The 15,878-nt window shown below is 69.5% G+C and carries 12 protein-coding genes; 3 read left to right on the top strand and 9 right to left on the bottom strand.

From position 1 onward, the window contains the following. Positions 1–40 precede the first annotated feature (40 nt). Genes HUW10_RS15165 through adh form a run of 3 tightly spaced genes read right to left on the bottom strand, consistent with a single transcriptional unit; the run spans position 41 to position 3,748 of the window. Complete coding sequence (locus tag HUW10_RS15165; protein ID WP_174504251.1) at positions 41–1,753, bottom strand: methanol/ethanol family PQQ-dependent dehydrogenase; 1,713 nt, start codon at positions 1,751–1,753, stop codon at positions 41–43. Between the two features lie 10 nt (positions 1,754–1,763). Next, positions 1,764–2,213, bottom strand: coding sequence for a DUF779 domain-containing protein (locus tag HUW10_RS15160; protein ID WP_201712627.1), 450 nt, complete (start codon positions 2,211–2,213; stop codon positions 1,764–1,766). A gap of 2 nt (positions 2,214–2,215) precedes the next feature. Beyond that, complete coding sequence (gene adh / locus HUW10_RS15155; RefSeq protein WP_201712626.1) at positions 2,216–3,748, bottom strand: aldehyde dehydrogenase; 1,533 nt, start codon at positions 3,746–3,748, stop codon at positions 2,216–2,218. Positions 3,749–4,062: 314 nt separating this feature from the next. On the opposite strand from adh, the gene HUW10_RS15150 reads away from it, so the two are divergent. Further along, on the top strand, positions 4,063–6,027 hold the full coding sequence (locus tag HUW10_RS15150; protein ID WP_174504250.1) for a sigma-54-dependent Fis family transcriptional regulator: 1,965 nt from the start codon (positions 4,063–4,065) through the stop codon (positions 6,025–6,027). Here HUW10_RS15150 and HUW10_RS15145 read toward each other — a convergent pair whose 3' ends face one another. The 5 genes from HUW10_RS15145 to HUW10_RS15125 form a co-directional block, all read right to left on the bottom strand. After that, positions 6,028–6,915: an N-formylglutamate amidohydrolase gene (locus tag HUW10_RS15145; RefSeq protein ID WP_174504249.1), complete on the bottom strand. Its 888-nt coding sequence runs from the start codon at positions 6,913–6,915 to the stop codon at positions 6,028–6,030. A 163-nt stretch (positions 6,916–7,078) separates the two neighbouring features. Next, a protein-coding gene (locus HUW10_RS15140; RefSeq protein WP_371808636.1) for an IS5 family transposase occupies positions 7,079–7,833 on the bottom strand; the annotation gives its coding sequence in 2 pieces (ribosomal slippage) (positions 7,079–7,510 and positions 7,513–7,833; 753 coding nt in all). 231 nt (positions 7,834–8,064) lie between these two features. Further along, positions 8,065–8,481 carry a DUF4168 domain-containing protein gene (locus HUW10_RS15135; protein ID WP_174504247.1) on the bottom strand — a complete coding sequence of 139 codons (417 nt, stop codon included), beginning with the start codon at positions 8,479–8,481 and terminating at the stop codon, positions 8,065–8,067. Between the two features lie 161 nt (positions 8,482–8,642). After that, positions 8,643–12,077 (bottom strand): transcription-repair coupling factor, encoded by a 3,435-nt coding sequence (mfd, locus tag HUW10_RS15130; RefSeq protein WP_174504246.1) that lies wholly within the window; start codon positions 12,075–12,077, stop codon positions 8,643–8,645. After that, complete coding sequence (locus HUW10_RS15125) at positions 12,074–12,382, bottom strand: succinate dehydrogenase assembly factor 2 (RefSeq protein WP_174504245.1); 309 nt, start codon at positions 12,380–12,382, stop codon at positions 12,074–12,076. Before HUW10_RS15125 ends, mfd begins: the two co-directional genes overlap by 4 nt. Before the next feature lie 42 nt (positions 12,383–12,424). On the opposite strand from HUW10_RS15125, the gene recG reads away from it, so the two are divergent. Together recG and HUW10_RS15115 are read left to right on the top strand one after the other, a co-directional pair. After that, the gene (recG, locus tag HUW10_RS15120; RefSeq protein ID WP_174504244.1) at positions 12,425–14,488 is read left to right on the top strand and encodes an ATP-dependent DNA helicase RecG; all 2,064 of its coding nucleotides are present in this window, start codon (positions 12,425–12,427) and stop codon (positions 14,486–14,488) included. Beyond that, on the top strand, positions 14,485–14,919 hold the full coding sequence (locus tag HUW10_RS15115) for an NUDIX hydrolase (protein ID WP_174504243.1): 435 nt from the start codon (positions 14,485–14,487) through the stop codon (positions 14,917–14,919). Before recG ends, HUW10_RS15115 begins: the two co-directional genes overlap by 4 nt. On the opposite strand, the gene msrP is transcribed toward HUW10_RS15115, so the two are convergent. Next, positions 14,912–15,877 (bottom strand): protein-methionine-sulfoxide reductase catalytic subunit MsrP, encoded by a 966-nt coding sequence (msrP, locus tag HUW10_RS15110; protein ID WP_174504242.1) that lies wholly within the window; start codon positions 15,875–15,877, stop codon positions 14,912–14,914. The two genes, HUW10_RS15115 and msrP, sit on opposite strands and share 8 nt — an antisense overlap. Position 15,878: the final 1 nt, after the last annotated feature.

Raw genomic sequence — 15,878 nt, 5'->3', positions numbered from 1 at the left:
GCGAAGACCCGGCCGCAGCAGCGGCCGGGGTGAACGACGATCAACCATTGAGCGCGAAGACGTGGAGCTGGCCACCGCGCGGCGCCTTGGCGAGCGAGGCGCCGAGCTTGCCCGACCACAGCGGCCACACGCCGCCCCAGCCCGACCAGACCGCGACATATTGCTTGCCGTCGAGCGTGTAGGAGATCGGGTTGGCGATCACGCCGGAGCCGAGATAGGGGCTCTTCCAGAGGATTTTCCCGGTCTTGGCGTTGAAGGCGTAGAGATGCCCGTCGGTCGTGCCGGAGAAGACGAGGCCGCCGGAGGTCGCCATCGCGCCGCCATCCCAGGGCTCCTTCGTGCGGTGCTGCCAGACCTGCTTGCCGGTGGACAGATCGATCGCCTGGATCGAGCCCATGTGGTGCGGCGAGGCGGGGTCGGGCTTCATCTCGAAGGTTTCGCCGAGATAGGGCAGGCCCGCGGCGTAGCTGACCGGCGCGCCCTTCATCGTCATGCAGGCGTGCAGCGTCGGCACATAGGCCATGTTGGTCGCGGGATCGACCGCGCCGGGCCACCAGTTCTTGCCGCCGAGGAAGCTCGGGCAGGTGAAGATCTGCTTGTCGAGCGCGGGCTGGACCTTCGGGTTGTTGACGGCGTGGCCATCCTTGATCCCGGTGATCGAGATGTCGTGCACGAAGGGCACGGCGTAGATCAGCTTCCCGTTCTCGCGGTTGATGGCATAGAAATAGCCGTTGCGGTTGGCCTCGACGAGGGCGTGGTAATGCTTGCCCTTCACGGTGATGTCGGCGAGCTGGGCAGTGTTCACACCGTCATAGTCCCAGGTATCGTTGCGGGTGTACTGGTAGTGCCACTTGATCGCGCCGGTGTTGGGATCGATCGCGATCACGCTGTCGGAATAGAGGTTGTGGCCGGGGCGCATCGAGGCGAGCCACGGACCCGGGTTGCCGACACCCCAGAAGACTTCCTTGGTCTTGGGATCGTAGGTGCCGGTCATCCACGGGCTGCCGCCGCCATGCTTGTAGGCGCCGGCCGGCCAGGTCTTGCCGCCGGGCTCGGTCGGCGAGGGGATGGTGTGGGTTTTCCAGAGCAGCTTGCCGGTCAGCGCGTCGAGCCCGACGATGAAGCCGCGGGCGCCGTATTCGCCGCCGCCGGCGCCGATGATCACTTTTCCGTCAACGACCAGCGGGGCCGCGGAGATCGAGTAGCCGACGCCCGGCTTTTCGAGCTCGACGTTCCACAGCACCTTACCCGTTTTCGCATCGAAGGCGAGGACGTGATTGTCCAGCGTGCCCATGAAGACTTCGTTGCCATAGACGGCGACGCCGCGATTGTTGGTGTCGCAGCAGACGGTCTTCAGCGCGGTCTTGGGAAGATCGTAGTCATATTCCCAGAGTTTCTGGCCGGTCTTGGCGTTGAAGGCGATGAGGTGATCGAGCGGGGTGGTGGCGAACATGTAGTCGCCATTGACGATCGGGGTGCCTTCGAAACCGTCGGGGATGTCGATTTTCGCAGACGACCACACGGTTTTCAGCGAGGCGACGTTCTTGGTGTTGATCTGGGAGAACGGCGCGTAATCGTCGCCGGCGTAGCTGCGGTTGTACATCAGCCAGCCGTTGGAGGAGGAGGCATTGTCGAGCTGGGCCTGGGTGACGCTCGGATAGGCGGGCTGGGCCGAGGCGGCGCCGGCGGCGAGCAGCGTGCCGGCAAGCGCGCCGAGCAGCGCGGTTCCGGTTCTGGCGAGTCGTGATTTCATGAAGGTCTCCCTAAGAGTTTCTGGTGTTGTGGTGGGTTTCAAAGAGCGGCGCTTCTGCGCGCCGGCAGGCTTGGGGAGCCGGGGCGGCGGCGGCGACGGTTGCCGCGGCGTCCTCGGTCGGGAACAGCCGCGAGCGCACATGAAAGCGCAGCCCGGTGCCATTGTCGAGCGAGAACATGCCGCCGATGCCGGCGACGACGTCGATGACGAGCTGGGTGTGACGCCAGTATTCGAACTGCGACGCGCCGATATGGAACGGCGCGCCGCCGATGATCCCGAGGCAGACATCGTCCGGGGAAACGACGAAATCCGCCTGCGGGAAGCACATCGGCGCCGAACCGTCGCAGCAGCCGCCCGACTGGTGGAACAGGACCGGGCCGTGCCGCGCCGTGAGTTCGGCGATCAGCGCGAGGGCCGATGGCGTCGCGATCACGCGCGGCATGGGGTCCGGTCCGGTCATGATCAGAAGAAGCCGAGCTTCTTCGGGTCGTAGCTGACCAGCATGTTCTTGGTCTGCTGGTAGTGGTCGAGCATCATCCGGTGGGTTTCGCGGCCGATGCCGGATTGCTTGTAGCCGCCGAAGGCCGCGTGCGCCGGGTAGAGGTGGTAGCAATTGGTCCAGACGCGGCCGGCCTTGATGTTGCGGCCGAAGCGATAGGCGCGGCTGGCATCGCGCGTCCATACACCGGCGCCGAGGCCGTAGAGCGTGTCGTTGGCGATGGCGAGCGCCTCGTCCTCGTCCCTGAACGTCGTCACCGAGACGACGGGGCCGAAGATTTCTTCCTGGAAGATCCGCATCCGGTTATGGCCGCGGAAGATGGTGGGCTGGATGTAGAACCCGTCGGCCAGGTCGCCGCCGAGTGCCGCGCGGCCGCCGCCGGTGAGCACTTCGGCACCTTCCTGGCGGCCGATGTCGAGATAGGACAGGATTTTCTCGACCTGCTCGCTGGAAGCCTGGGCGCCGACCATCGTCGCCGCATCGAGCGGGCTGCCCTGGCGGATCGCCTGCACGCGGGGGACGGCGCGCTCCATGAAGCGGTCGTAGAGGCTCTCGTGGATCAGCGCGCGCGAGGGGCAGGTGCAGACCTCGCCCTGGTTCAGCGCGAACATCGCGAAGCCTTCCAGCGCCTTGTCGAGGAAGTCGTCATCCTCGGCGGCGACGTCGGCGAAGAAGATGTTGGGCGACTTGCCGCCCAGCTCCAGCGTGACCGGGATCAGGTTGTGGCTGGCATATTGCATGATCAGCCGGCCCGTCGTCGTCTCGCCGGTGAAGGCGATCTTGGCGATGCGCGGCGAGGAGGCGAGCGGCTTGCCGGCTTCGAGGCCGAACCCGTTGACCACGTTGAGCACGCCGGGGGGCAGCAGATCGGCGATCAGCTCGACGAGGACGAGGATGCTGACCGGGGTCTGCTCGGCGGGCTTGAGGACGACGCAATTGCCGGCGGCGAGTGCGGGGGCGAGCTTCCAGACCGCCATCAGGATCGGGAAGTTCCAGGGGATGATCTGGCCGACCACGCCGAGCGGCTCGTGGAAATGATAGGCCACGGTGTTGTGGTCGATTTCCGACAGCGAGCCTTCCTGGGCGCGGATGCAGCCGGCGAAATAGCGGAAATGGTCGATGGCGAGCGGGATGTCGGCCGCGGTGGTCTCGCGGATCGGCTTGCCGTTGTCGATCGTCTCGACATAGGCGAGGAGGGCGAGGTTTTCCTCCATCCGGTCGGCGATGCGGTTGAGCATCAGCGCGCGATCGGCGGCCGAGGTGCGGCCCCAGGCATCCGCCGCGGCGTGGGCGGCGTCGAGCGCGAGGTTGATGTCCGCCTCGCCGGAGCGGGCGACCTCGGTATAGGCGTGGCCGGTGACCGGGGTGACGTTGGCGAAGTAGCGGCCCTCGAGCGGGGCGATGAAGCGGCCGCCGATGAAATTGTCATAGCGGGGCTTGAAGGTGAATCCGCCGGGAGCGATTCCGGGCGAGGGACGGATGGCGCCGTCGGGCATGGTCTGGTCCTCCTTCTGGCGGCCTCGGGACGGGCCGCGCTGATTGTTTCGTGAGGATGATGAGCAAGCGCCGTGCCAACGCGCGGATGCGGCCCGGCGCGCGGGGTTTGCGGCGCCGCGCCCGATGATTTACCGCGCCGCGCCCGGCGATACGGGGGCGGCGGGACGTCCCGATCGGGGACACTGTCCCAAAACGGGACGTGTCGCATTGTTGCGTTGCGCCGCCCGACAGCGGGGCCTAGTGTCAGGCAAACATGACGGCGGGCGACAGACCACGCCGCGACACTCGAGGAAACGCAGGGCGGGCTACGCGCATGGACCATCATTCCGCATATCGAGACGACAGGACGGCGCGGTTGCGGGAGGGCAAGGAGCGTCTCTCGGCCGGGCTGCAAGGAGCGGCGCCGAACGCGCTGCTCGCGCGCTCGTGGCAGCGCTGCGTCAGCGCCGGGCTCGCGCCGGATCTCGGCGCGCGGGAGGCACCGCATCTGTGCGGCGCGGAGCTGCGCGAGGCGCGGGAGCGGGTGTCGGACCTCGCGGTGCGGGCGCGGCCGATCATCGACTATCTCTACGGGCAGATCCGCGATTCGGGCTGCATCGTGCTGCTCTCCGACGGCGATGGTTTCCTGCTCGATGCGGTCGGCGATGCGAGCTTCACCGGGCGGGCGGCGCGGGTGGCGTTGCTGCCGGGGGCGAGCTGGGCGGAGGCGGACCGGGGGACCAACGCGGTCGGCACCGCGCTGATCGAGGCGGCGCCGGTGGTGGTGCATGGCGCCGAGCATTTCCTGGAGCGGAACAATTTCCTCGCCTGCGCGGCGTCGCCGCTGATCGCCTCGACCGGGGAGCTGCTCGGCGTGATCGATATTTCCTGCGACCAGCGGGTGTATCATCCGCACACCTTCGGGCTGGTGCGGGCGGCGGCGCAGATGATCGAGACGCGGATGTTCGAGATGTCACATCTGCGTGACATCAAGCTGCGGTTTCACGCGGCGCGGCAGGGGATCGGCACGCCGGGCGAGGCGGTGCTCGCGCTCGCGGCCGACGGGACGCTGCGCGGGGCGAACGGGGTGGCGATGGAGATGCTCGGGTTGCGGCGGGCGGATCTCGGGGTCGCGCCGGTGAGTTCGGTGTTTCACGATACGCTGGACGCGCTGCTGGCGCGGGAGCGGCGGTGCGGCGGCGAGGCGATGGAGCTGCGCGGGCCGGGCGGGCGGCGGATGTTCCTGCGCGTCGAGATGCCGCTGCGGCCGCGGGCGCCGCGGGGGACGACGATCTGGCCGAGCGACGCGCTGGCCGCACTCGAGACCGGCGATCCGCTGGTGGCACGGGCGATCGGCCAGGCGCGGCGGGCGCTGGGGCGGGCGATCCCGATCCTGATCCATGGCGAGACCGGCGTGGGCAAGGACGTGATGGCGCGGGCGATCCACGCCTCGGGGCCGCGGCGGGGCGGGCCGTTCGTCGCCGTCAACTGCGCGGCATTGCCGGAGACGATGATCGAGGCGGAGCTGTTCGGCTACGCGCCCGGCGCCTTTACCGGGGCGCGGCGCGAGGGGGCGGCGGGGCGCATCCGCGAGGCGGCGGGGGGTGTGCTGTTCCTCGACGAGATCGGCGACATGCCGCTCGCACTGCAGACGCGGCTGCTGCGGGTGCTGGAGGAACGGGTGGTGACGCCGCTGGGCGGCAAGCCGGTGGCGGTGGATTTCACCCTGCTCTGCGCCACCAACCGCGACTTGCGGCGGGCGGTGGCGGAGGGGCGGTTCCGCGCCGACCTGTTCTACCGGATCAACGGGCTCGGCATCACCCTGCCGCCGCTGCGCCGTCGCGCCGATCTCGACGCGCTGGTCGGGCGGATTCTCGGCGGCGAGGGCGAGGCCGGGCGGCGCCTCGCGCCGGAATTGCGCGCGGCCTTCGGCGCCTATGACTGGCCGGGCAATATCCGCCAGCTCGCCAATGTGCTGCGGATCGGCCAGTCGATGTGCGATCCGGAGGAGGAGGAGATCGGCTGGGAGCATCTGCCGGACGATATCGCCGAGGAGCTGCGCGGCGGGGCGGATGCAGGCGATGCGGAGGGGAATTGCGAGGACGGGGACGTTTTGTCCGGCGGGGCGGTATCGCTGCGCGAGGGGGCGGCGTCGCTGCGCGAAGGGGCGGACCAGATCATCCTGCGCGCGATCGAGGCGGCGGGCGGGAACATGAGCCGGGCGGCGCGGCGGCTCGGCATCAGCCGCAACACGCTCTACCGGCGGCTCGCGCAGATCCGGGCTCTGTCAGACCGATAATCAGAGCAGCGCGGGGATCGCCGTGGCGAGGGTCGAGAACAGGTTCGTCAGGCTTGACCGCAGCGCGGCGAAGCCGGGGCCGCGGCGGAGTTCGGCCTCGTCCATATAGAGGGCGCGGGCGATCTCGATCTGCACGACATGGACGTGCTCGCGCGGGCGGCCATAGTGGCGGGTGACGTAGCCGCCGGCATAGGGATCGTTGCGGCGGAGGGTGAAGCCCTCGCCGCGCAGGGTCTGTTCGACGAGGTGCACGATCGGCCGGGCGCAGGCGGCGCCATGCAGGTCGCCCACCACGATGTCAGGCCCGTGGCCGTGGGCGATGCCGGGCAGGCGCGGCATCGAATGGATGTCGAGCAGGAGGCAGGCGCCGAAGGCGGCGCGGGTTTCGGCGATCAGCCCGGCAAGGGCGGCGTGATAGGGGCGCCAGCAGGTCTCGATCCGGGCCTGCGCCTCGGCGAAGCGGAGCTTGCCGCGATAGATCGGCTCGCCGGAGGCGACGACGCGGGCGATGGTGCCGAGGCCGGCGGCGACGCGGGGGCTCGTGGCATTCACATAAGACGGCAGCTGATCCTCGAACATCGCCGGGTCGAGTTCCCAGGGCTCGCGATTGACGTCGCACCAGGCGCGGGGGAAGCGGGCGGCGAGCAGCGGCAGGCCGAGGACGGGTGCGCCGGCGCACAGCTCATCGACGAAGCAGTCCTCGCTCTTGCGCAGGGCGCGGGCATCCAGCCGGGAGAGGGCGAGGAAATCGGGCGTGTAGGCGCTGCCGGAATGCGGCGAGGCGACGACGACCGGGGCGGCCTGGCGCGGCGGGCGGGTGAGGACGCAGGGGCCGGGTTCCGCATCGGCACAGGCGGCGGGTTCGGGGCGCGGGGAAGCCAGATCCATGACCGAGCATAAAGCCGATGCGGCGGCGCGCGGTCAATGACGCGGTCTAGAGCACGTTCCGATCCATCCGGATCGGATGTCGTGCTCTATCATATTGATAAGTCGAGCATCTTTATCCGATCAGATGATTCCATCTGATCGGATGATGCTCTAGGTTCTGGACTCAACTGATCCATGATGTGACGGCGAGGACGAGGCAAATACCAGCGAGGAAATTTCGTGCGGTTTTGTCATATCGTGTGGCGATGGCGCGCCAGTCCTTGAGCCTACAGAAGGCGCGTTCGATGAGATTGCGCTTTCTATAGGCGACGGGGTCGAAGGGCGGAATGGCGCGGCGGTTGGGCATGGGCGAGATCACCGGCCTGGTGCCTTGGCGGGTGAGGAAGGCGCGAAGATCATCAGCGTCGTAGGCTTTGTCGGCGATCAGCTCTTCTGGTGGCGGTATTGTGGGCAGAAGCGCCCTCGCGCCGCTGATGTCGGAGGCCTGTCCTGGCGTCAGGAGGAGTGCGGCGATGCGTCCCTGCTCATCTGCGACGGCGTGGATCTTGGTCGTCCGTCCACCCCTCGACCGGCCGATGGCCTGGCTTTGCGCCCCCCTTTACCGCCCGCGGCCGCGCGATGTGCCCGAACCGAGGTGCTGTCCACCATGGCGATGCGCGGCGGATCCGCGCAGGCGACAAGCGCCGCGAAGATCTCCTGCCAGAGGCCACGCTGGCTCCAGCGGTTGAACCGGTTGAACACAGTGGTTCGTGGCCCATAGGCCTCAGGAAGCGCTCGCCATCGCAAGCCCTCGCGAAAGCGATGCAGGATGCCGCTCAGCACCCGGCGGTCATCAACCCGAGGCTTGCCGCCAAGCTTCGGCAGCAATGGTTCGATCGCAGCCCATTGCGTGTTGTTCAGCCAGAAAAGTTCCGCCATGTTCCAAGTCCTCCAAACAGACTTGAATCAGACGCCCCGTAGTCATGGCAATAGGTACAGAACCTAGAGCACTTTCCGATCCTGATGGATCGGATGTCGTGCTCTATCATATTGATAAGTCGAGCATCTTTATCCGATCAGATGATTCCATCTGATCGGATAAAGATGCTCTGGATGGGTGCTGGCGACCGCAGCACCCCGCCTTGCGGCGGCGGCGCGGCGGTCAGGCGGTCATTTCTGCGCCGGCAGGCCGGCGGCGGCGAAGAGCTGCGCGCGCATCGAGGGATTCTGCCGGGCCTCGGCCAGGACCTGGTCGTATTGCCGGACGGTGAGGCCCTGGGCGGTGATCGCCGCCGCCGCCTTGGACTTGGCCGAGGCGATCAGGCGCTGCTTGCCGGCGGGGTCGGTCGTGTGGGCGAGTTTCGCGCCGTAGCTGTGGTTGATGTCGAGCACCTGGTGCAGCGCCTTGCCGGCCTTGGCGACGGTCTGCGGCGAGGCGGCGGGGGCGGCTGCCATCGAGCCGGTGGTGGGTGCGGGCATCGGGGTGGCGGCGCCGGGCGCGGTGGTCGCGGCCAGAGCGGGGGAGGCTGCGAAAGCGGCGGCGAACAGGGCAACGGCGCTGGCGCGGAAAAGGGTTCGGTCGTTCATGGGCATGACCTCGTCAGGCTGGGCGGCCGCAGGGCGGCCGCGGCGGCATCGTCGCCGGGCGGCGATGCGCGGGGCGGCCGAGGAGCGGCCGCCTTCCTCACGCAAAGATGAGGACCGGGGCGGCCGGAGCAAGTTTCGATTTGTTTAGTTACGCCACCGGATCATGCGGCTTTCGACTGGTCGAGAATCCGCTGGAGGTTGCCCACGATGTCCCGCGCGGCGGCGAGGCGGGCCTTCACGTCCATCTCGCGGACCATGACCAGCTTGTGGTCCGGGCGCAGGCGGAGCAGGCCGGCGCGGGTGGCGAGCCAGGAGACGAGGCCGCCGGGATTGGCGAAGGCGTTGCCGCGGAAGGCGACGACCATGCCTTTCGGCCCGGCCTCCAGCTTCTCGACGCCGACGGCGCGGCAGGCGCGCTTGAGCGCCACGGTGGCGAGGAGGTTTTCCACCTCCGCCGGCATCGGGCCGAACCGGTCGACCAGTTCGGCGGCGAGCGCCTCGCTCTCGGCATCGGTCACGAGCCCGCCGATGCGGCGGTAGAGGCCGAGGCGGACCGGCAGGTCGGCCACGTAGGCCTCGGGGATGAGGACGGGCAGGCCGAGGCCGATATTCGGCGTCCAGTCCCGCGCGGCCTCGCGCGATTGGCCGCCGCCGGCCGCACGCAGCTCGGCCACCGCATCCTCCAGCATCTGCTGGTAGAGCTCGATGCCGACCTCGCGGATATGGCCGGATTGTTCATCGCCCAGCAGGTTGCCGGCGCCGCGCAGGTCGAGATCGTGGGAGGCGAGGGTGAAGCCGGCGCCGAGCGTGTCGAGCGTCTGCATCACTTCGAGGCGCTTCTGCGAGGAGGCGGCGAGCGTGTGCGAGGCGGGCCAGGTGAGATAGGCGTAGCCGCGCTGCTTGCCGCGGCCGACGCGGCCGCGCAGCTGGTAGAGCTGGCCGAGGCCGAAGAGATCGGCGCGCCAGATCAGGATCGTGTTCACCGCCGGCATGTCGAGCCCGGATTCGACGATGTTGGTGGCGAGCAGGACGTCGTGCTTGCCTTCGCTGAACTCGGTCATAACCCGCTCGATCTCGGTGGGGGGCAGGCGGCCATGAGCGGTGGCGGTGCGCAGGTCCGGCGCGATCTCGGCCAGGCGCTCGCGCATCCGGTCGATATCCTCGATATGCGGGACGACGCAGAAGATCTGCCCGCCGCGGAAGCGCTCGCGGGCGATGGCCTCGCGGATCACCAGCTTGTCCCACGGCATGATGAAGGTGCGCACGGCAAGGCGATCGACCGGCGGGGTGGTGATCAGCGAGAGGTCGCGCACGCCGGTCAGCGCGAGCTGGAGGGTGCGGGGGATCGGCGTCGCGGTCAGGGTGAGGACGTGGATGTCCGCCTTGATCTGCTTGAGGCGTTCCTTGTGGGCGACGCCGAAATGCTGCTCCTCGTCGACGATCAGCAGCGCGAGATCGGCGAAGGCGATGGTTTTGGAGAGCAGCGCATGGGTGCCGACGACGATGTTCACCGTGCCGTCGGCGAGGCCGGCCTTCACCTTCGCGGTATCCTTGGCGGAGACGAGGCGGGAGAGCTGCTCGACGCGGATGGGCAGGCCGGCGAAGCGCTCGGAGAACAGGCGGTAATGCTGGCGGGCGAGCAGCGTGGTCGGCACCACCACGGCGACCTGGGCGCCGGACATCGCGGCGATGAAGGCGGCGCGGAGGGCCACTTCGGTCTTGCCGAAGCCGACATCGCCGCAGACCAGCCGGTCCATCGGCTTGCCGGCGGCGAGATCTTCCATGACATCGGCGATGGCGCGGGCCTGGTCCTCGGTTTCGGTATAGGGGAAGCGGGCGCAGAACTCGGCGAAGGCGCCGTCATCGGCGGCGAGGATCGCGGCGTCGTGCAGCTTGCGCTCGGCGGCGATGCGAATGAGGCCGGCCGCCATGTCGCGGATGCGGTTGCGGGCCTTGGCCTTGCGCGCCTGCCAGGAGGCGCCGCCCAGGCGGTCGAGCCCGACGCCGGCGGTCTCGCTGCCGAAGCGGGAGAGCATGTCGATGTTCTCGACCGGCAGGAAGAGCTTCTGGTCGCCATCGTAGAGCAGGCGCAGGCAGTCATGCGGCGCGCCGTCGACGCTGAGCGTCACCAGCCCGTCATAGCGGCCGATGCCGTGATCCTGATGGACGACGAGATCGCCCTCGGCGATTTCGGTGGCGTCGGCGATGAACTGGTCGGCGCGCTGGCGGCGGCGCGGTGGGCGGGCGATGCGCTGGCCGAGCAGGTCCTGCTCGGCGACGATGGCGAGATCGTCGGCGACATAGCCGCGCTCGAGGCCGAGAATGGCGAGCAATATGGCGTCGCCCTGGGCGATGCGGGCCTCGGCGGCGTTGTCGATCGGGATCGAGCGCATGCCGTGGTCGCGCAGCAGGGCGGCGAGACGGTCGCGCGAGCCGGCGGACCAGGCGGCGAGGACGACGCGGCGCCCGGCCTCGCGCCAGCGGGCGGCGAGCAGGCGGAATTCGTCATAGACCGAGGCGATGCCCTGGGCGGCGGCGAGGATGGCGCCGGGACGGCCGCCGGCTTCGACACCCTCGGCCCCGTCGGGCCGGGCGAAGGGGGAGAAGACGGTCGCGCCACGGGTGCGGAGCAGCGCATCGAGGCCGGCGCGGTCGAGATAGAGGCTGGCGGGCGGGATCGGCCGGTAGGGCGCCTCGCCGGCGCGGGGCGGGGCGCGGCGGGCTTCGTAATGATCGGCGATCATCTCGAAGCGGGCGGCGGCGGCCTCCTCGGCCTGGTGGTCGAGGCTGATGGCAGCACCGGGCGCATAGTCGAACACGGTTTCCATCGTCTTGCAGAAGAGCGGGGCGAAATGTTCCATGCCGGGCTGGCGGCGGCCGTCGGAGATCGCCTCGTAGAGCGGGTCGGCCTGCGCCTCGGCGCCGAACAACTCGCGAAAGCCGGTGCGGAAGCGGCTGACCGCCTCGGCATCGAGCGGCAATTCGGTGGCGGGACGGAAGGTGAGCTGGTCCAGCGCCTCGCCGCTGCGCTGGGTGCCGGGGTCGAAGCGGCGAAGTGTATCTACCGTGTCGCCGAACAGGTCGATGCGGGCAGGCGTCGGCTCGCCGGCGGGCCAGACGTCGAAAATGCCGCCGCGGACGGCGAAATCGCCGGGTTCCATGACGGTGCCGACGCGGTGATAGCCGCGCTGCTCGAGAAAGCGGGCGAGATCGTCCGGGGCGGCGGCGCCGCCGGGGGCGATGGTGCGGCTGGCGCCGGCAAAGCGGGCGCGCGGCGGGGTGCGCTGGACGGCGGCGTTCACCGTGGTCAGCACGATGCGGGTGCCCTTCGCCGGCTCCAGCAGCCGGGCCAGGGCGGCGACACGGTCGGAGACGATGGCCGGGTTGGGCGAGACGCGGTCGTAGGGCAGGCAGTCCCAGGCGGGGAAGCGGATGATCTCGGCGGCGGGGGCGAAGAAGGCGAGCGCGTCCTCCAGCCGGGCGAGGCGGGCATCGTCGCGCGCGATGTGCAGCACCGTGCCGGCCTCGGCGGCGCGGCGGGCGATCAGGTCGGCGTCGAACCCTTCCGGCGCGCCATAGACGGGAAGCAGGCTCATCGCCCGCGCTTGGCGCCGAACTCGCCCTGCGCGATTTCCGCCGCCTCGTCGCGGATGCGGTGGAACATGTCCGAATCGGCTTCGGGCGGGACCGGCTTGCGGCCGGTCAGCCAGTCCGCCAGCTCGGCGTCGGGGTGTTCCATCACCGCCTCCAGCGCGTCGAGCGCGGCATCGTCCATCGCGTCGATATATTTGCGGGCGAAACCGCCGATCATCAGGTCGTTTTCATAGGTGCCGCGATGGGTGGCCCGGTAGAGCAGCCGGCGGCGGCGCTGCGCGAGCGCCTCGGTCGATACATCGGTCATGATGGGTTGCGATATAGTGGAGTGCTCCGCCACTGTCAGCCCGTGACCACCAACATCTCCGAGTCGCTGGCGCCGTTCCGGGCCGAGCTTGCCAGCCTGCCGGGCGTCGGCCCGAAACTCGCGGCGCTGATCGCGCGCGCGGTGGGCGGGCCACGCGTGGGCGACCTGCTGTTTCACCTGCCGCTGCATTTCATCGACCGCTCGCGGTTTTCGACGCTGGCCGAGGCGGAGCCGGGGATGGTTGCGACGGTGATGGTCGAGGTGGTGCGGCACGAGGCGCCGGCGCGGCGGGGGCAGCCGCACCGGGTGGTGATTCGCGACGCCAGCGGCTTCGGCGAGGTGGTGCTGTTCCATCCCGGGCGGCTGCGGCAGTTTCCGCTGGGGGCGAAACTGCTGCTGTCGGGCAAGGTCGAGCGGTTCGCCGACCGCCCTACCCTGCCCCATCCCGATTACGTGCTGGCGGCGGAGGACGCGGCGCGGCTGCCGGCGATCGAGCCGGTGCGGGGGCTGACGGCGGGGCTTTCGGCGCGGCTGATGGCGCGGGCGGTGGACGGCGCCCTCGCCCGTCTGCCGGAGCTGCCGGAATGGCAGATGCCTTCCGTGCTGAAGAAGCAGGGCTGGCCGGGATTCGCCGCCGCGCTGCGGGCGCTGCACGCGCCCGAATCGATGCCGGGCGATGGCCCGGCGCGGCGGCTCGCCTATGACGAATTGCTGGCGCGGCAGCTCGCCTTCGCGCTGATCCGCGCGCGGCGGCGGCGGCGGACGGGGCGCGCCTTTGCCGGGGATGGGCGGCTGCGGGCGGCGGCGCTGGCGCGGTTCGGCTTCGCGCCGACCGCGGCACAGGACGAGGCGCTCGCCGAGATCGACGCCGATCTCGCGTCACCGCACCGGATGCTGCGGCTGTTGCAGGGCGATGTCGGCGCGGGGAAGACGCTGGTGGCGACGCTGGCGATGCTGCGCGTGGTCGAGGCCGGGGCGCAGGCCGCCCTGCTCGCCCCCACCGAATTGCTGGCCCGCCAGCATCTCGCGACGCTGGAGAAACTCTGCCCCGTGCCGGTCGCGCTGCTGACCGGCTCGCTGCGGATGGCGGAGCGGCGGCGCGTGCTGGCCGGACTCGCCGACGGGTCGATCCCGATCGTGGTCGGCACCCATGCGATCTTCCAGAAGAGTGTCGCGTTCCACGATCTCGGCCTCGCGGTGATCGACGAGCAGCACCGGTTCGGCGTCGAGCAGCGATTCGCCCTCGGCGCCAAGGGGCGGGCGACGGACATGCTGGTGATGACGGCGACGCCGATCCCGCGCACGCTGCTGCTCTCGCATTGGGGGGAGATGAGCGTGAGCCGGATTCTCGCCAAGCCGGCCGGGCGCAAGCCGATCCGCACCACGCTGCACCCGGCGGGGCGGATGGAGGAGATCGTCGCCGCGGTGGCGCGGATGATCCGCCAGGGCGGGCGGGTCTATTGGGTGTGTCCGCTGGTGGCCGAGAGCGAGGCGATGGACATCGCCGCCGCCGAGGCGCGGTTCGCCGCACTCGCCGAGCGGTTCGGCGCGCGGGTGGTGCTGGCGCATGGGCGCCAGCCGATCGAGATCCGGGCGGCGGCGCTGGAGCGCTTCGCCCGCGGCGAGGCGGATATCCTGGTCTCGACCACGGTGATCGAGGTGGGGGTGGACGTGCCGGAGGCGAACGTGATGGTGATCGAGCATGCGGACCGGTTCGGGCTGGCGCAGCTGCACCAGCTGCGCGGGCGGGTCGGGCGCGGGGCGGCGGCGAGTTTCTGCCTGCTGCTGCATGGCGACGAGCCGAGCCAGGCGGCGCGGCGGCGGCTCGCGATCCTGCGGGAGACGGAGGACGGGTTCCGCATCGCCGACGAGGATTTCCGGCTGCGCGGCGGCGGTGACATATTGGGGGCGAAACAGTCCGGCCTGCCCGGCTACCTTCTGGCGGACGCCGAACGTGACGAGGACCTGATTGCGATGGCGCAGAAAGACGCGATCCTGCTGCTCGACACCGACCCGCAGCTCGAATCCCCGCGCGGGCGGGCGGCGCGGGTGCTGCTGCACCTGTTCGAGCAGGACCGCGCGATCCGCGCGCTGGTGGCCGGATGAGCCGGGCCTATCCGGAGGCGCCGCGCGTCGGCATCGGGGTGGTGCTGCTGCGCGGCGACGAGGTGCTGCTGATCCGCCGCGGCCGCAAGCCGGCACTCGGGGCCTGGAGTCTGCCGGGCGGCGGGCAGGAGCTGGGCGAGACGGCGGAGGCGGCGGCGCGGCGGGAATTGCGCGAGGAGACCGGGCTCGAAGCCGGGCCGCTCGTGCTGGCGGCGCATGTCGATTCGATCCATCGCGATGCGGCCCAGCGCATCGAGTTCCATTACACCATCCTCGATTTCGCCGGGCTGTATCAGGGCGGCGAGGCGGTGGCGGGCGATGACGTGACCGACATCGCCTGGGCCAGGGCGGCGGAATTCGACCGCTACGAATTGTGGAGCGAGGCGCGGCGGGTGATCGGCATCGCCCGCCGGCTGCTGGGCGTTACATGAACAGTTTCTTGTCCTGCTTCATGCCGGCATAGAGCGGGGCGACCCATTTGCCGTAGCCGTTGTAAATTTGCGTCGGCACCACATCGCCGGTGCCGATGACGCGCTCGCGCGCCTGGCTCCAGCGCAGGGTGGGGTAGTTCGGGTTCACATTGGCCCAGAAGCCATACATGTCCGGGCTGGTCTTTTCCCAGAAGGTGACCGGTCGCTCCCTGGTGAATTCGATGCGGACCAGGGATTTCGCCGACTTGAAGCCGTATTTCCAGGGCAGCACGACGCGGATCGGCGCACCGTCCTGCTTGGGCATCTTCGCGCCGTACATGCCGGTGCCGACGAAGGCGAGCTCGTTCATCGCCTCCGCCATGGTCAGGCCCTCGTGATAGGGCCAGGGGAAGAAGGGGATCGACAGGCCCGGCATCACCTTGGGATCGGCGAGCGAGGTGAAGCGGAGATATTTCGCCCCCGAGAGCGGCTTCGCCAGCTTGACCAGCTCGGCGAGCGGAAAGCCTTCCCAGGGGACGACGAGGGACCAGGCCTCGACACAGCGATGGCGGTAGATTCGGGTTTCGGTGCTGACCTTCTTCATCAGGTCGTCGAAGGAGATGGTGAAGGGCTTTTCCACCATGCCGTCGATGCGGATGGTCCAGGGCTCGGTGGGGAGCTTCTGGGCCTTGGGCCAGATGTCCTTGTGCAGACCGAATTCGTAGAAATTGTTGTAGGTCTCGGCATTGTGGCGAGGGGTAAGGCTGCGCGCGGGGTCGAAGCGGGCGGCGGAGGGCGGGTAGTCGGCGATGCGATCGCCCGGTTTGGCATTCGCATCGGCCAGCGCGGCGCCGATCTGGCCGAAGCCGAGCATGGCGCCGCCCAGCGTGGCGAGGGCGGCGCGGCGGTTGAGGGCGAGATGCGGGGGGGTTGCATCCCGCTCGGGCAGGGACCAGTCCGGTGTGCGGATGACGTGCATG

The organism is Acidiphilium sp. C61, assembly GCF_905116885.1.
In the GTDB taxonomy this organism is placed as follows: domain Bacteria; phylum Pseudomonadota; class Alphaproteobacteria; order Acetobacterales; family Acetobacteraceae; genus Acidiphilium.
The sequence above is the reverse complement of the archived record's forward strand: the minus strand, read 5'-3'. Positions and strand labels throughout refer to the sequence as shown.

Excerpts from the sequence above, each read along its gene's own strand:
- HUW10_RS15165 (WP_174504251.1), bottom strand. The coding sequence starts at position 1,753 with ATGAAATCACGACTCGCCAGAACCGGAACCGCGCTGCTCGGCGCGCTT.
- HUW10_RS15160 (WP_201712627.1), bottom strand. The coding sequence starts at position 2,213 with ATGACCGGACCGGACCCCATGCCGCGCGTGATCGCGACGCCATCGGCC.
- adh (WP_201712626.1), bottom strand. The coding sequence starts at position 3,748 with ATGCCCGACGGCGCCATCCGTCCCTCGCCCGGAATCGCTCCCGGCGGA.
- HUW10_RS15150 (WP_174504250.1), top strand. The coding sequence starts at position 4,063 with ATGGACCATCATTCCGCATATCGAGACGACAGGACGGCGCGGTTGCGG.
- HUW10_RS15145 (WP_174504249.1), bottom strand. The coding sequence starts at position 6,915 with ATGGATCTGGCTTCCCCGCGCCCCGAACCCGCCGCCTGTGCCGATGCG.
- HUW10_RS15135 (WP_174504247.1), bottom strand. The coding sequence starts at position 8,481 with ATGAACGACCGAACCCTTTTCCGCGCCAGCGCCGTTGCCCTGTTCGCC.
- mfd (WP_174504246.1), bottom strand. The coding sequence starts at position 12,077 with ATGAGCCTGCTTCCCGTCTATGGCGCGCCGGAAGGGTTCGACGCCGAC.
- HUW10_RS15125 (WP_174504245.1), bottom strand. The coding sequence starts at position 12,382 with ATGACCGATGTATCGACCGAGGCGCTCGCGCAGCGCCGCCGCCGGCTG.
- HUW10_RS15115 (WP_174504243.1), top strand. The coding sequence starts at position 14,485 with ATGAGCCGGGCCTATCCGGAGGCGCCGCGCGTCGGCATCGGGGTGGTG.
- msrP (WP_174504242.1), bottom strand. The coding sequence starts at position 15,877 with ATGCACGTCATCCGCACACCGGACTGGTCCCTGCCCGAGCGGGATGCA.